The organism is Anabaena sp. PCC 7938 (assembly GCF_049315035.1).
GTDB classification, from domain to species: Bacteria; Cyanobacteriota; Cyanobacteriia; order Cyanobacteriales; family Nostocaceae; genus Anabaena; species Anabaena cylindrica.
On record NZ_CP186034.1, the window covers coordinates 5,085,494 to 5,102,303 of the forward strand.

Genomic DNA, 16,810 nt, shown 5'->3' on the forward strand with positions numbered 1-16,810 from the left:
CACTTCAGTACAGTTAATGTCTAGCGACTGATCAGGATAGTAGCCACCTCAATAAATCATGGACTGATATTAATTCTTCATAAGAAATTATTGACGTTCCGAAAAAAAATGTTACAAAGCCCAAAACCTGATTTGAAAAAGGTTTGACCTAAAAAATTTACCTGGGAATTGGAAGACCGGAGCAAAGCCTACGCTAAAACCCTGATCCCCAAGCCAAAAGGTTCATGTTACTCTGTTGCAGTTATAAACAAAAAGTGAAAGCGGAACAGGTTCGAGTTTTAGGGAATATCACGATCATTTGTGAAAAACCCACCAATTTAAAACTTCAGTTCTATAGTCGCTTTAAAAAATCGGAAGCATGAATCAAAGACATTTGTGGACTACTGCCGCCTTGTTTCTGACCGTTTTGGGTACACCCTCAGTCGGTCTTACTCAAACAACAGAGGAAAACACTCCAACTTCCCCAGCATCGGCTTTAACTGATGTAGTCAAAGTAGGAGAATATCAATCCCCGGCACAGAAACCTACCTTGGATGCTGTGAAAACGGACATTCATCCTCACAGTATTGGAGGCCGTCAGGCGGCAACCCTTTACATCCGGAATATTCCTGTTCTTACCTTTCTAAGTTCTGCACCCGTTACTAGTGCAGAAACCAAAGTTGGTGCAGTTGCAAATGGTAATGGCGTAAAGTCATATGCCCTTGTTTCTAATAATTCAGCAAAGGTAGCCAGTATTGGGAACGTGATAGATGTGAGCAAATCTCCTAGCTCCATTGCCGATGACCCAGTTCAAAGAGCTAGTGTTGTAGCCGCTAGAATCAATCAGTTGATTGATGAAAATGTGGATGCCAGTCAGATTACCGTAAGTTGGAAAACAACAGAACAATCTCCAGTTAATAATAAAGCCCAAGATAAAACACACTCTGTTAAACAGCAGCTAGATCGCTACACCATTAAAGTTGATGGTCAAGAATTGGTGGAAATCAATCAAGGTACGCAACTAGCAGATAGCACTAAAGATTTAGCAAGAGATGCATTGCAAGCAACCAATCGTCTACGAAGACTCATTGGTAATGCATCTCCTATCAGCGAAATTGCTAATTTACCAGTCAGTACACCAGCATTGACATCAAAGCTGCCACAACAGATTGCCCGTGGATTTAAAATCAACTTCCAGGGTATAGCTTCTTGGTACGGTTATGATTGGGCTGGCAGAAAAACCGCCAATGGTGAAAGGTTTAATCCTGACGCAATGACAGCAGCCCACCGCAGTTTACCTATGGGGACACAAGTTCGTGTGACTAACACTCGGAATAACCGTTCTGTGGTTGTGCGAATCAATGATCGAGGCCCATACATCGGTGGTCGAATAATTGATGTTTCTATTGGTGCAGCCCGGTTATTAGGGATGGTTGGCAGTGGAGTGGCCCCAGTGCGTATTGATATTCTAGGAAGGTAGCCTCTTTTTTCATCCTTTTTCGCTTTTCACTTCAATGCCTCTAGTTCAACAATCTCTTCCCTCGATTATGGCTTGCGCCACGCTCCGCTATCAGATATAAACTAACGGGGGAGAGGATAGATAAGAACTAGGGGTATTTTGTGCGCCTGCTGACAACAGTTGCAGCTTTACGCTGTTATTTAACTCAACGTCGCCGCAAGGCGGCCAGACTTACGCCTACGGAAAGCAATCTAATGCTTCCAGAGGAGCTATTATTTGATGATCAGACTACTTGGTATTGGACAGAAGTTGGTTTAGTCCCAACTATGGGGGGTCTACATCAAGGTCATCTCAGTCTTATTGAACGAGCTAGGCAAGAAAATTCTACGGTGATTGTTAGTATTTTTGTTAATCCCTTGCAATTTGGCCCCAAGGAAGATTATCAACGCTATCCCCGTACTTTAGAGCAAGACCAAAAACTTTGTGAACAAGCTGGAGTGGATGCGATTTTTGCCCCTACTCCGGAAGAAATGGGAATTTCTCAGAAGAATATACAAGAAACTCCAGTTACACAAGTCATCCCTCCATCTGGTATGATAAATAGCTTGTGTGGTAGTTATCGGCCTGGTCATTTTCAAGGTGTGGCGACGATTGTCACCAAGCTTTTCAATTTGGTTCAGCCTGACCGAGCCTACTTTGGTCAAAAAGATGGTCAACAACTGGCAATTATTAAACGGCTAGTGGCTGATTTAAATTTGCCGATAGAAATTGTTGCTTGTCCAACGGTGCGGGAAACTTCCGGCTTGGCTTTGAGTTCTCGTAATCAATATTTGACTGCAACGGAAAAAGAGCAAGCTACGGTGTTATTTAAAGGCCTGCGGCAAGCTGAAGCGGCGTTTCGTGCTGGCGATCGCAACAGTAGCCAGCTGATAGCATTGGTGTGGCAAGAAATCGCAAAGATCAGCACTATCTATGTCGAATATATTGAATTGGTTGAACCGAATACATTGATGTTTTTAACAAAAGTTGAGGAAGAAGGAATGCTGGCGATTGCAGCCCGTCTTGGTTCTACACGTTTGATTGATAACACTATCTTGCGGGATGTGTATGACGAGCTACGCCAACCTATCATCGCCATTGATGGCCCTGCGGGTGCTGGTAAATCGACAGTGGCTCGCCAAGTGGCAACCCAGTTAGGTTTAGTGTATTTAGATACGGGTGCTATGTACCGGGCTATTACCTGGCTAGTGCTGCAAAAAGGAGTTGCTATTGATGATGAATGTGCGATCGCAGAATTAGCTAACCAGTGTAAAATTGAACTTACTCCCAGTCAAACCCTACAATCTCCTGTACAAGTGTGGATTAATGGTAATGATGTAACTCAAGAAATTCGCACCATTGAGGTAACATCACAAGTCTCAGCCATCTCCGCCCAAAACGCAGTTCGTAAAGCACTGGTCAAACAACAGCAAAACTGGGGTAAACGAGGTGGTTTAGTCGCTGAAGGACGGGATATTGGTACTCATGTTTTCCCAGATGCAGAAGTGAAAATCTTTTTAACTGCTTCTGTTGGTGAACGCGCACGTCGTCGTCAGCAAGACTTTACAAAACAAGGTCAGCCTGAAGTTAGTTTAGAACAGTTGGAACGAGATATTGCAGAACGAGATCACAAAGATAGCACTCGCAAAATTTCTCCCTTACAAAAAGCAGTAGATGCAGTAGAAGTTCAAACTGATGGACTTAGCCCTTCTGAAGTAGCAGCGCAAATTGTTAATTATTACCAAGATCGCTTGTCTCAACGGTAAAAATTCAGGAGTCAGGAGTTCGGAGTTCGGAGTTCGGAGTTCGGAGTTCGGAGAATTATAAAATCAGGAATCAATAGATTCGAGGTTTTTCTCGTTCCCATACTCTGTATGGGAATGAATTCTAATGCTCTGGCGTTATCAATGAGAGTAGAGGCAGAGCCTCTGTGATAGCATTCCTAGTCAGAGACTAGGAACGAGATAACGAGATATGGTCAAGATTTGAAAGTTTCTTCCCTATTCCCTTTTTTGTAAGTTCATAAATCTAAAGTGTTCTATATATTCAATGGTATATTAGAAAATATTGTATTCAATATTGTAAAACCTTTAAATCATAATTCATCTAACTAAAGATATATTTAAATCATTCTCCTTGTTGCATTTTCAAACTATAGAAATTCTATTATCTCCTACTTTTTAGGGAGGTCGGAGATCTTGTTTTTGCAAAAAATTAACCTATCTTTAACCGCTTCAGGGGAAGAGGTTAATTATACTGGATATGTGCATATTTGGAAACCTAAATTTGAGGATAATCTTTCACAAATGGCTAATTAACTCGGCAGATGACTATTAGAAATTTTTATTTATCATCAGAAATCTCTCCAAAATTGACTTATTGCCAAATTACTTTGGTTTAACCTTGACTTTGGTAGTAAAATGACTAAGTTAAGTTTTATATCCCAATATCAAGGATAAAAAACTGAATCAATACAAAACCTGTAGTTTTCTAAGTTTAGGCAATAGCTTTAAACTAGAAAACAGTAAAGAGAGGATTTCAAAACATGGCATTTTCACAACTTCCACTACCCTTCGACTTTAATGCTCTAGAGCCTTATGGTATGAAAGGTGAAACCTTTGAATATCACTATGGTAAGCATCATAAAGCTTATGTAGATAACCTCAACAAGCTCACCGATGGTACAGAACTTGCTGATAAGTCCCTCGAAGAAGTAATTCAAATTTCCTTCAAAGACTCCTCTAAAGCTGGTATCTTCAACAACGCGGCTCAAGTTTGGAACCATACCTTCTTTTGGAACTCACTCCAACCCGCAGGTGGTGGCGCTCCTACCGGTGAACTAGCTGCTAAGATTGACAAAGATTTTGGTAGTTTTGACAAATTCAAAGAAGAATTTTCTACTGCGGCTGCAACCCAGTTTGGTAGCGGTTGGGCTTGGTTAATTGATGATGGTGGTACGCTGAAGGTGATTAAGACACCAAATGCAGAAAACCCTTTAGCTCATGGTAAAAAGGCACTTCTCACCCTAGATGTTTGGGAACACGCCTACTACATTGACTACAGAAATGCGCGTCCAGCATTCATCAAAAATTTCTTAGATCAATTGGTTAACTGGGAATTTGCTGCTGCAAATCTAGCTGCTTAATCAACCTTTGATAGAAAGCTTTCATTGACAGTCCCCATGCCTAACCAGCAGGGGATTTTTAATAAAGCCTACTGAGGCGTTTACGTCTCAGTAGGCTTCTTGATCCCCTGTATTGGTAATTTATTGGCTCCAACCCTGAAAATCTAGCTGTTCACAGCGTGAAAGTAAAATTGGGGTGCAATTTAATCAAATTTACTACAACTTGCTCGCCTGGTCTTTAAACCACGGTTGACTGTTATTAGTTTAGTTAATGGTTTTGCCTGATTACCCTGATTTCCAAAGGCTTTATTCCCAAACTTGACCGAGGCGAGTTCAATATAGTCTATATTTCTGCCTTGCCTAGTGTTCCTGATCCCCGACTATTGGCGCAAGTAGGACAAGAACAACGAGGAGAACCAGGAAGGCTACCGGGACAAGGAGAATCGAACATAAGAGGACAAATAAATTCCTCTTCGGCTGCTGCTTTCGCTGCTTTATCATCTCCAATTCCTCTTCCTAATCCTCTAAATGATTCTGTGGATGTTGCTAAGAAACTGGAAGTAGTGGTGAGAAAGTCTCCCGCGATCGCTCTCCACCATCCACAAGATTAGGATGTAGCCGTTTACAAAAATGTCCAAAATGTAGGCCATTAATGTAGCATGACAAATGATTGTGTCAGCGGCAGGATGATTGATTTCCCAAGATGGAACAGACTAATAGCTCAAAATCCGCACGCGAAGTTTTTAATATATCCAGATGGGCAATTAAATTTTCGTGGTTGACGGTATGTTTTTGGATAGCGGTAACAGCAGCGGGTATTCTCGCTTTCAGTTCCCTCAAATACGCTTTGTTTCCAGATATTACCTTTCCGGTGGTGGTGGTAAATGCCCAAGCACCCTTAACTTCTGCTTTAGATACAGAAACCAAGTTAACGAAACCACTGGAAGAAAGCCTCAAGTCCCTGGCAGGAATTGAAAATATCCGTTCCTCAACTTATCCGGGGCAAAGTGCTGTTAGCCTGTTGTTTGCGGTTGGTACAGATTTAGAAAAATCTACTAACAAAACTACTAGCGCACTGAAGGAGTTAAAACTACCTGAAGGAGCTAAATATAAGATTATTCCTTTAAACCTGAATGAGTCATCAGTCATTAGTTATGCCATTGAGAGTCAGTCAGGAAATTTGGGTGATTTGCAGAAATTGGCTGATGAGAAAATTTTACCTGCGATCGCACAATTGCCAGGAGTTCTCAAAGTCTCACTGTTAGGCGCTCCTCCAAAATCCCCTCCTCTAAATCCTAGCAATGCCACGGCGGCTTTAACTCAAGGGGGAGCAAATTTAGTCAGATTTAATGGTCAAGATGTACTAGCATTTCAAGTCATCAAGCGTGGAGATGCTAATACCTTAGAAGTAGTGAGTCGAGTCGAACAGGAAGTACAAAACCTGCGTTCTACCTTAAAAGATGTCAACCTCACCCTAGCGGCTACCCAAGCAGAATATATCCGCCAAGCCACCAAATCAACCATAGATGCGTTGATAGAAGCTATCATCTTGGCAATTGTCGTAATTTTCCCATTTTTATGGAATTGGCGAGCCACTTTAATTTCGGCTTTGGCAATTCCCACATCGTTGTTAGCCACGTTTATCGTCATGGCGATTTTCGGCTTCAACCTAGAAACAATTACGTTGTTAGCCTTAGCTTTAGTGATTGGTAGTGTCATTGATGATGCCATCATTGATGTAGAAAACATCTTACGGCACATCGAAGAAGGGCAAAGTCCCCGCGAAGCCGCACACTTAGCTACCGATGAAATTGGTTTAACAGTAGTCGCCACAACTGCCACAGCCGTAGCAGTATTCTTACCTATCGGTTTAATGGGTGGAGTCGTCGGGCAGTTTTTCGAGCCATTTGGAATCACCGTTTCTGCCTCCTATATTGCTTCTACATTGGTAGCGCGGACTTTATCACCGGTGTTATCTATTTATTGGCTCAAACCACCTGCGACAACTTCCCAACGCAAAGAAAATAAAATTGGGGTTTATTTTACGGAAGCTTATCGCAATTTACTCTCTTGGTCTTTGAACCACCGCAAAATAGTTATTGCCTTAGCCGTACTCAGTTTTATTGCTGGTATTGCCCTAGTTCCCTTTATTCCCAAGGGTTTTATTCCCAAATTAGATCGCGGTGAATTTAATATTACTTACACTGCTCCTTTGCCGAAAATACCTGATTTGGCAGCATTACAACTAGAAGGCAGGAGGGAAATAAATTCCCAGTCCCCAGTCCCCAGTCCTCAGTCCCTATTACCTATTCCTAACCCTCTCAATGACTCTTTAGAGGTGGCGAAAAAACTAGAAGCAGAGGTGAGAAAATTCCCAGATGTGGAAACAGTTTTTACTACTGTTGGTTCTCGTGGGGGTGAGCCAAATAAGGGAACTCTCTATGTCAAGCTGAAGGAAGATCGCACGATTAAAACGGCAGAATTACAAGACCAATTACGCCAAAATTTACCTACACTTCCTGGTGTGACTACCAGTGTGGAAGATATTCAATTTGTGGATACTGGTGGAGAAAAACCTTTACAGATAGCACTTCGCGGTAATGATCTCAAAGCTTTGAATCAAGCGGCTAAGTCTATTAAAGACCGCATTACCAAAATCCCAGGATTTGCTGATGTCACAGTTACAGGAGATACCAACAATGCAGATCAGGTTTTTCAAATTGAACGGCTGAACCAGGAACGGGTTGCATATATCAGTGCTAATTTGGGTCAGGGTTTAACCTTGGGTGATGCTACAGACAAAATTGTAGCGGAAGCCAAAGGAGTTTTACCTGCTGATATCACTTTAGGGTTAGGTGGAGATTCTGCCCGACAAAATGAAGTTTTTGGTAGTTTTATTTCAACTTTGATTTTATCGGCTTTGTGTATCATTGTTGTGTTGATTTTACTGTTTAAAAGCTGGGTAGATCCTTTAGTAATCGGTGTTTCTTTACCGTTAGCGGTTGTAGGAGCGATGTTAGCATTACTCTTTACTAAGAGTGATTTTGGCATGATTTCGCTGATTGGTTTTGTGTTCTTGCTAGGACTGGCAAATAAAAACGCTATTGTTTTGGTTGATTACATTAATCAGTTACGGCGAGCAGGTTTAGAACGCACGGAAGCTATTCTCAAAGCTGGGCCAGTTAGACTTCGACCAATTATGATGACTACTGTCTCTACTCTTTTAGGGATGTTACCCATTGCTTTGGGTTTTGGTGCGGGTTCAGAATTGCGATCGCCTATGGCTGTAGCTATTGCTGGCGGTTTGGTAACTTCCACTATCCTCAGTTTGATTGTTGTGCCGGTTGTCTATGCAATTTTAGATGATTGGTTTCCCAGGAAGAATATGACTCAATAACAGCTTGTAGGGTGCGTCAAAAAGTTAATTTTACAATTAGTGAATTGAAAAAATTGACGCACCAAATTAATTAAATTGTCTGAATCAGGATTTACAGGATTTAAGGATTTACAGGATGTTTGTTTGTGGTATTATTTTTTTGTCTGAATCCTATTTCCGACGTTTTAAAGTTTCAAAAAAATTGCAAAAGTTCAAAAAAAAATTTGTTTTTTGGGGTTTAACCCTGTTGACTTTTTTCTCTGAAAATGATATTTTGATAATGGGAGTATGTCCTTAAATAAAAATTTAACTTATGCTCCATTATATTAATATAGATATTTTACCACGTTGACCTCTACTGCAACCCCTAAAAAAAGAATTTTTTGAATAAAAAAAGTTATTGAGAATTGGTTTATCATAAATCAAAATTATTAATCAGGGAAGACAACCCAGTTTTTTGATAAATCCTGTAAATCCTTTTATCCTGTAAATCCTGATTCAGACAATAATGAAATATTGAGGAGTGAGAGGTCATTGAATGCGGGCTTTTGTGACTGGTGGTACAGGATTTGTAGGTTCTCATGTAGTGCGATCGCTTTTACAGTCAAACTATAAAGTTACGGCTTTAGTACGTGGGAGTAGTAACCTGGGAAATTTGCGAGGTTTAGAAATAGATTTTGTTAAAAGTGATTTAAATGATCCGCAAATCTGGAAACAGATGCAGGGTTGTAACTACCTGTTTCATGTTGCTGCCCATTATTCCCTCTGGCAAAAAGACAGAGAAATACTCTATCGTCATAATGTGGAAGGAACGCGCAATCTTTTAGCAGCAGCCCAAAAAGCGGGAATTGAACGCACAGTTTACACAAGTTCTGTAGCGGCTATTGGAGTCGGGAAATCTGGTCAAGTGGTTGATGAAACCCATCAGAGTCCTGTAGAGAAATTGGTGGGAGACTATAAGAAGTCTAAATTCCTAGCTGAACAAGTAGCAATGGACGCTGCAAAACAAGGTCAAGATATTGTCATAGTTAATCCTAGCAGTCCCATTGGAACTATGGATATTAAACCCACACCCACAGGATATATAATCCTGCGGTTTTTGCGGCGACAAATGCCGGCTTATGTGGATACAGGTTTGAACTTTATTGACGTGAGAGACGTGGCTAGAGGACACTTGCTGGCTTTAGAAAAAGGTCAAAGAGGCGATCGCTATATCTTAGGACATCAAAACCTCAGCCTCAAACAACTGCTAGAAATACTAGCCGACATCACAGGATTAAAAGCACCGCAAATATCCGTTCCAGCTTTGTTACCTTTAACCGTGGCTTGGATAGAAGAAAAAATCCTCGCACCTTTAGGGAAAACCCCCACAGTTCCCATAGATGGTGTCCGCATGGCACAGCAACCAATGTATTATGATGCTTCCAAGGCCGTCCGCGAACTTGGTCTACCTCAGTCCCCTGTGAGTGTAGCACTCAAAGACGCTGTTGATTGGTTTGTGTCTAATGGTTACGTGAAGTAGGTGACAGGTGACAGTAAAAAGGCAAAAGGCAAAAGGCAAGAGTTTATTCTTCCCAATCACCAATCACCAATTACCAATTACCAACTTAAGTGGTGTTATCAAGAGAGGAGAATAGTTAAATGGCGATTAATCTACAACAAGCAATTGATATCGGCAAGTATCTAGTTACGCAACGTCTATTAGGACGTAAACGCTTCCCATTAGTATTAATGTTAGAACCGCTGTTTCGGTGTAACTTAGCTTGTACAGGCTGTGGAAAAATCCAACATCCCACAGAAATACTCAAACAAAACCTGACCCCAGAACAATGTTTTGCAGCAGTAGAAGAATGTGGCGCACCTGTGGTTTCTATTCCTGGAGGAGAACCCCTATTACATCCCCAAATTGATGAAATTGTTAAGGGTTTAGTTGAACGCAAGAAATATGTTTACTTGTGTACAAATGGTTTGTTATTAGAAAAGAGTCTCCATAAATTTCAACCTTCACCTTATCTGAGTTTTAGCGTTCATCTTGATGGAATGCGAGAATGGCATGATAAATGTGTAGACCGTAAAGGCGTTTTTGATACTGCTGTCCAAGCAATTCGCGCTGCTAAAGCTAAAGGTTTCCGTGTCACGACTAACACAACTATTTTTGAAGGTTGCGATGTCCAAGAAATGCAAGAGTTTTTTGATTTTCTGGAAACTCTGGGAACTGATGGCATGATGATTTCTCCTGGTTACGGTTACGCATGGGCCCCAGATCAAGATCATTTTCTGCAAAGAGAACAAACCCGCGCTTTATTCAGAGAAATTCTCACACCTTACACATCTGGTAAAAAGAACTGGAACTTTAATCACAACCCCTTATTTTTAGATTTTCTTATTGGTGAGAAAGACTATGAATGCACTCCTTGGGGTAGTCCTAGTTATAGTGTTCTCGGTTGGCAAAAACCTTGCTATCTCTTGAATGAAGGATACTATACAAGTTTCAAACAGTTGTTAGATGAAACTGATTGGAGTCAATATGGACAAAAGAGTGGTAATCCTAAATGTGCTGATTGTATGGTTCATTGTGGTTACGAACCAACCGCAGCAATGGATGCTATGCAACCACAAAATATAGCCCGTTCTTTGGGAACTGTGTTTGGTAGGGGGTAATTTGAAAACTCTCAGAATCAGGATTTTGGGAATGATAAGGATATACAGGATGAAAGAGTAATTTATTAGGATTCATCTTTGTTAATCCTTCAATTCAGTAAGGGATAATCAAAAAATAAAGTCCTTAATTTTGTGGGATGGGCATCCTGCCCGTCCTTGATAATTTGCAGGCAAGATGCCCGCACCACAAGAAACTTTTGGGTATTTTTTTAAGCTTGATTTCAACATCTAAATTCTATTTGGCAAACTATTAATTCATGCGTACTCGGCAAAGTATAGTGGAAATGTTTGCGACTTTCCTGCAATTTGAAGCTGAACACTTCAATGGTTGGGTATATGATGCTAAACTGCGTCGCAACATTCAAAATCTTTTATTACAAATACCACAAACACAAAGCGCAGAAAATTTTTGGGCGATTTACTGGCATAAGGCTTGGCAAACTCAGCCCAACTCCTTAGCACTTGGACATCTATCTGCTTACTTGCAGGAAACCTGTTATTGGGCTGTAAAAAGAACAATTCCCCAATTTGCCAGCTTACAGAGTAGTTTATCAGACTGTTTTCAAATAGCGATCGCTCAAGTACCAAAAATCCTCAAAGGTTGTGACCCCAACCAAAAAGCTAGTCTCAAAAGTTATAGCACTGTAGCTTTTGGCAATATTATCCGCGATGCCTTGCGCCAAAAACAAGAAATAGATTATGCCAACGATTGGGCCTTATTGCTAAAATTAAGCCGCAAGCGACTCCAGGAAGCCTTACAAAATGCCGGAGTGACAGATAAGATAATTACTCGTTATCTCTTGGCTTGGAAAAGTTTTACAGATGGTTATATTCTCGGCAAATCACCAGGTGTTCGCAAGTTGCAAAGACCTGACCAGGATACTTGGGATACCATAACTCAATTTTACAACCGCGATCGCTTGACCCTCAACCCCCCTGAAATAGAATGCAATGCCGAAACTCTAGAAAAATGGCTGGTTTTTTGTGCCAAACACGCACGTGCTTATCTTTATCCAGTGGTTTCTTCCCTCAACTTACCGAAGTTAGGACAAACAGAAGGTGAATTACAAGATGATTTAGCAGATAATGCTCATGAATCTTTATTGGCTAGTTTAATTGACCAGGAAGAAGCGGAAACGCAAAAAAATCAACAAATAGAAATACACAACCTGTTAATCACTGCCCTAGGAAAACTCACTCCCCAATCACAACAGTTATTGCAGCTATATTATCAACAAGGACTCATCCAACAACAAATTGCCCAACAGCAACAAATCCAGCAATATCAAGTTTCACGTCAATTAGCTAAAGCTAGAGAATCCCTACTGCTGGCTATTACGAAATGGGGTCAGGAGACAATGCATATTTCTCCAACTTCCAACGTGGTCAAATATATTAGTGTCGTGTTGGAGGAGTGGTTACAGAATTATTTCCGTAATCTGGAATCTCACTCCTCAGAGGAGAAATAGTTATGTCTCTGTTCTGTGTCCCCCCTACTCAACTCTACTTAGAGGTGTCTTTAGAGGTACAAAACCAATCTTGGCAACAAAGCCAGTCTTTTGTGAGTCCTCTCGGTCGTTGGAATGCTTTTCTTAATCAAGTATGCCTGAGTACCTTTCTACCATGGTTACAAACAGAATATGCACCAGAAGCTACTGTAGAAACCCTTCCCCAAATTTGGGAAGTAGTCAGCGGTACGGCGATAAATCTGGATACAAAGCGCCTGATTCTGATTCCAGATAAAAATTTAGAAACTAGAGAATTTAACGTCCCACAAGAATGGATAGATATTCCTAAGTTAGCTGGAGATTATTATCTAGCAGTACAAGTTAATCCTGATGGACAGTGGATGCAAATTTGGGGTTATACCACCCATGAACAATTAAAAAATCAAGGTAGCTACGATCCTCAAGAGAGGACTTACTCTTTGGAAGCCAATCAGATGATTGAGGATTTGAATGTACTGTGGGTTGTACGTCAATTATATCCCGAAGAACAAACACAAACTGCGATTCCCCCACTGCCTGTTTTATCAGCTACCCAAGCAGAAAACCTCAAGCAGAGATTAGCCAGTCCAACAATTACTAATCCTCGCTTAGAATTGCCCTTTGAAATTTGGGGAGCATTATTAGAAAGCGAAGACTTTTTACAACCAACACAGAATACAACAATTATTAATTTGCGTCAGTGGTTTGAGAATGTAGTTACAAATAGCTGGCAAACAATAGAATCTTTATTTGGTACAGAAGCAAATTTAGCCTTTAGCTTTCGTCAAGCCAATAATGTCGCTGAAGAATTAATTCAACGTGTAAAGGTAATTAATTTACCTATACAAAATGCTAATCAAGCATTGGTTTTGATGTTGACATTGACAGCAGAAACAGATGGAAGATTAGGAATCCGCGCTCAATTATATCCGAATAATCGCAATTCTTATTTACCTAATAATGTTAGACTAGCGTTGATTTCTGCATCAGGCGATGTTGTGCAATCAGTAACAGCCAGGGAGGCAGATAATTCGATTCAACTAAAACGGTTTCGCTGTCCACTTAATACAAGATTTAGCCTTCAGGTAATTCTTGATGATTTCAGCTTTATGGAAGAGTTTGAATGTTAATTAATTATTGTAGGGGTAAAGCGCAATGCTAAACTTTTGTCTGAATCAGGATTTCCAGGATTTAAGGATGAACAGGATTAAGATGAGGACTTTATCTGGTTATCTCGTTCCCAGGCTCTGACTGGGAATGCCATTACAGAGGCTCTGCCTCTGATATCATCGTTAACGCAGCTTGGCGTATGCTCCGCTAGATCCACAGGCAGAACCTTCTACAATTCATTCCCATACAGAGTATGGGAATGAGAAATAATCTCTTACAAATTACAAATTACCAACCATGAGTAAATTGATCGTCCTAAATTTAGGAAAAGGAAACTTACACCAAGGGTTTTCCACGGTCATAGCTCAACTTTGGCAAACGGATGTTCTTAATCCCATGCAATTTACAGGTGGATTACCTGCTGCACCACAATTAGAGTATCTTTATCAACGTTGGCAAAAATTGTATACAGCTTTATATGCCAGTTTAGGATGGCGTAATCGCAATATTTCTGAATTTGAAATTGAAGAAGAAGACGTTACCAATATTTCTCAAGCTGAGTTTGAAAGTATTTGCCAAGAATTCCAGAAAACTCTGAATACATGGCTGAATAGTTTAGCATTTCTAAATATTGACCGCAAACTACGTACCCAACTTTTACCTACAGATGAAATTCGCTGCGTTATTACGGCTGAATGTGATCAGGTTTTAAAATTACCTTGGTGTTTATGGCATTTTTTTAATGATTACCCATTAGCAGAAATAGCCCTCAGTCCTCCTGAATATAGCCGTGCAATTAAAAATAATTCCCGCAAGACTAATGGTAAGGTGAGAATTTTAGCGATTTTGGGAGATAGCCATCACATTGATGTGGAGAAAGACCAAAATTTACTTCAGCAATTACCTAATGCTGAACTTAAGTTTTTAGTTGAACCCAACCGTTGCCAACTTACAGAACAATTATGGGCATCTGGTTGGGATATTCTCTTTTTTGCGGGGCATAGTTCCAGCCAAGGAAAAGGGAAAATGGTATTGAATCCCCAGGAAACTTTGACTATTGATCAATTAAAGTATGGTTTGCAAAAAGCGATCGCACAAGGTTTGCAGTTAGCAATTTTTAACTCTTGTGATGGTTTGGGAATCGCAGAAGATTTAGCTGATTTGCATTTACCGCAAGTAATTGTCATGCGGGAACCTGTCCCAGACCGGGTTGCACAGGAATTTCTCAAGCATTTCCTCACTGCTTTTTCTTCGCAAGGACAAACTTTGTATACAGCAGTTAGGGAAGCTAGGGAGAGGTTACAGTCTCTAGAAAATGATTTCCCCTGCGCTACTTGGCTGCCTGTTATTTGCCAAAATCCCGCCGAAATATCCCCAACTTGGCAGGATTTGTGTGGTCAGCAATTGGGTTTAAAATTTTCACGTCCCAATTTACGCCAGTTACCAATTGTTTTTATTGGTAGTTCAATGGTTACTTTATCTATCGTATTAATACGACTCATAGGGGGACTGCAAGCCCTAGAATTGGCAGCATTTGACCAATTAATGCGATCGCGCCCCCAAGAACAACCAGACCCCCGTTTGTTGGTTGTAACTGTCACTGACCAAGATATTCAAGCACAGGGACAAGAACCTAGACAAGGTTCACTTTCAGATAAATATCTCAACTTATTACTAACTAAACTCGAACAATATCAACCAGCGGTCATCGGTTTAGATATATACCGGGATTTTCCTGTGAGTGTGAACCAACCAGAACTAGCCAAACGGATGCAAAAAAGCGATCGCTTTTTTGCTATTTGTAAACGTGCTGATCCAGAATATGACCCCACAGGCATTTCACCCCCACCAGAAATCCCAGAAGCAAGGTTAGGTTTTAGCGATTTTGTCCAAGACGAGGATAGTATACTGCGCCGTCATTTGATGGCCATGACCCCAAATCCCATCTCATCAACTTGCACACCAGCTTATGCCTTTAGCACTCGGTTAGCATTTTTATATCTGCAATCACGAGGAATTACCGCCAAATTTACACCAGATTGGAATTTACAACTAGGGAATAAAACCTTCGGACGTTTGCACAAAAGAAGTGGTGGTTATCACTCGATAGATGCCCAAGGTAGCCAGATTTTGCTAAATTATCGTTTTTCACCCTCTGTGCAAGCAATCGCCCCACAAGTTACCATGAGCCAAGTCCTAAACGGGCAAATTAACCCCAATGCCCTCAAAAATAGAATTATTCTGATCGGTGTCACCAGTAATAGCAGTAGTGATTATTGGTCTACACCCTATAGTAAAAGCCCTTTAGAAGTTGTACCAGGCATATTCATTCAAGCACAGATGGTGAGCCAAATGATCAGTGCTGCTTTAGACAACCGCCCCTTATTATGGGTTTGGACGCAATGGAGTGAAATCGGCTGGATTTGGTATTGGTCTTTCACAGGAGGATTACTAGCTTGGTATGTTAGAAAAATCACTTATTTAATTATTGTCTTAGCGATCGCAATAATCACACTATTTGGACTCTGCTTAATCATACTCATTCAAGGAGGTTGGATACCCTTAGTACCACCAATAATTTCTTTACTAGTTTCCAGTATTCAAATTACCTATATCAAAACAAAAATAGCAAGTGACAGGTAATAGGCGACCGAAACCAGGCATTTTAAAATTTTGAATTGACATATTCCCTATTAAAAATCACGAATTTTGACTTAGTAATTTGTATAACAATTTATCAACACTATTTTGTAATTAAAAAATTAATTATTCCCATGAAAAAAATACTTTGGTTTCATACTCTCACCATCATCTCTGCAATAAATTTGAGCATTTTTAATTTACCAGGAAATTGGCAAATTCAGGCTCAAACTTTAGCATCAACTACCAAAATCAAGTATATTGCACCGGTAGTACAAGAACAGCCAGGAGAACCAAAAGGACGACGTAGAGGTGGGGGCAGTCGTGGGCCATGTAAGCAATATGAAACCCTGACAGCATTAGTACCTGTAACTAAAACCGAAAATAAAGATATAGTTTGGGGAAACTCAGCATCTCAAACCCCAACATTTTGGTTTTTTGTACCTGATAAATTAACCCCCAAAGTTCCCGTAGAGTTTGTAATTCAAGACGAAGCAGATAATTATGTTTATCAAACAAAATTTAATCCTCCAGAAACACCAGCCGGCGTAATTAGCCTAGCTGTAAAACCAACAGTACCATTAGAAACAGGTAAATCTTATCGTTGGACTTTTTCCATCTCTTGTGATCCAGATAAACCTTCTGCTTCCGTTTATGTTCGAGGTTCAATGACACAAATTGCGCTCAATTCAAACTTGAAAAAACAACTAGAAACGGCTAAAACACCTTTAGAAAAAGCCGTTATTTTTGCTGAAAATGGTATTTGGCAAGATGCATTAACGACTTTAGGTGAACAAATGCAAAACAGTAAACCTATAGATCCAGAAATTACATCTGTTTGGGCTGAGTTGCTTAAACAAGTTAATTTAGATAATTCTGCGTCTGCTTCTATTGTTCCTTGTTGCACAACCAAACAATAGACATAATGCAATAGT

General features: G+C 40.4%; 11 protein-coding genes. All 11 read left to right on the forward strand.

Annotated elements, in window-relative coordinates:
• Positions 1 to 358: 358 nt before the first annotated feature.
• The 11 genes from ACOWPH_RS22950 to ACOWPH_RS23000 all read left to right on the forward strand — a co-directional run bounded on the left by ACOWPH_RS22950 (position 359) and on the right by ACOWPH_RS23000 (position 16,795).
• The gene (locus tag ACOWPH_RS22950) at positions 359 to 1,459 is read left to right on the forward strand and encodes a septal ring lytic transglycosylase RlpA family protein (protein WP_015212427.1); all 1,101 of its coding nucleotides are present in this window, start codon (positions 359 to 361) and stop codon (positions 1,457 to 1,459) included.
• Positions 1,460 to 1,599: 140 nt separating this feature from the next.
• Positions 1,600 to 3,243 (forward strand): bifunctional pantoate--beta-alanine ligase/(d)CMP kinase, encoded by a 1,644-nt coding sequence (locus tag ACOWPH_RS22955; protein ID WP_015212428.1) that lies wholly within the window; start codon positions 1,600 to 1,602, stop codon positions 3,241 to 3,243.
• Positions 3,244 to 4,022: 779 nt separating this feature from the next.
• Entirely contained in the window at positions 4,023 to 4,622 is a 600-nt protein-coding gene (locus ACOWPH_RS22960; protein WP_015212429.1) for a superoxide dismutase, read from the forward strand.
• A 335-nt stretch (positions 4,623 to 4,957) separates the two neighbouring features.
• Positions 4,958 to 5,212, forward strand: a complete 255-nt coding sequence (locus ACOWPH_RS22965; protein ID WP_015212430.1) for a hypothetical protein — start codon at positions 4,958 to 4,960, stop codon at positions 5,210 to 5,212.
• A gap of 92 nt (positions 5,213 to 5,304) precedes the next feature.
• Complete coding sequence (locus ACOWPH_RS22970) at positions 5,305 to 7,998, forward strand: efflux RND transporter permease subunit (RefSeq protein WP_015212431.1); 2,694 nt, start codon at positions 5,305 to 5,307, stop codon at positions 7,996 to 7,998.
• A 517-nt stretch (positions 7,999 to 8,515) separates the two neighbouring features.
• Positions 8,516 to 9,499, forward strand: a complete 984-nt coding sequence (gene hpnA / locus ACOWPH_RS22975) for a hopanoid-associated sugar epimerase (protein WP_015212432.1) — start codon at positions 8,516 to 8,518, stop codon at positions 9,497 to 9,499.
• A 119-nt stretch (positions 9,500 to 9,618) separates the two neighbouring features.
• Positions 9,619 to 10,638 carry an adenosyl-hopene transferase HpnH gene (gene hpnH / locus ACOWPH_RS22980; RefSeq protein WP_015212433.1) on the forward strand — a complete coding sequence of 340 codons (1,020 nt, stop codon included), beginning with the start codon at positions 9,619 to 9,621 and terminating at the stop codon, positions 10,636 to 10,638.
• Between the two features lie 257 nt (positions 10,639 to 10,895).
• The gene (locus ACOWPH_RS22985; protein WP_015212434.1) at positions 10,896 to 12,107 is read left to right on the forward strand and encodes a sigma-70 family RNA polymerase sigma factor; all 1,212 of its coding nucleotides are present in this window, start codon (positions 10,896 to 10,898) and stop codon (positions 12,105 to 12,107) included.
• Positions 12,108 to 12,109: 2 nt separating this feature from the next.
• Positions 12,110 to 13,255 (forward strand): DUF1822 family protein, encoded by a 1,146-nt coding sequence (locus ACOWPH_RS22990; RefSeq protein ID WP_015212435.1) that lies wholly within the window; start codon positions 12,110 to 12,112, stop codon positions 13,253 to 13,255.
• Positions 13,256 to 13,532: 277 nt separating this feature from the next.
• Complete coding sequence (locus ACOWPH_RS22995) at positions 13,533 to 15,878, forward strand: CHASE2 domain-containing protein (protein ID WP_015212436.1); 2,346 nt, start codon at positions 13,533 to 13,535, stop codon at positions 15,876 to 15,878.
• Positions 15,879 to 16,009: 131 nt separating this feature from the next.
• On the forward strand, positions 16,010 to 16,795 hold the full coding sequence (locus ACOWPH_RS23000; RefSeq protein ID WP_015212437.1) for a DUF928 domain-containing protein: 786 nt from the start codon (positions 16,010 to 16,012) through the stop codon (positions 16,793 to 16,795).
• The last annotated feature ends 15 nt before the right edge of the window (positions 16,796 to 16,810 follow it).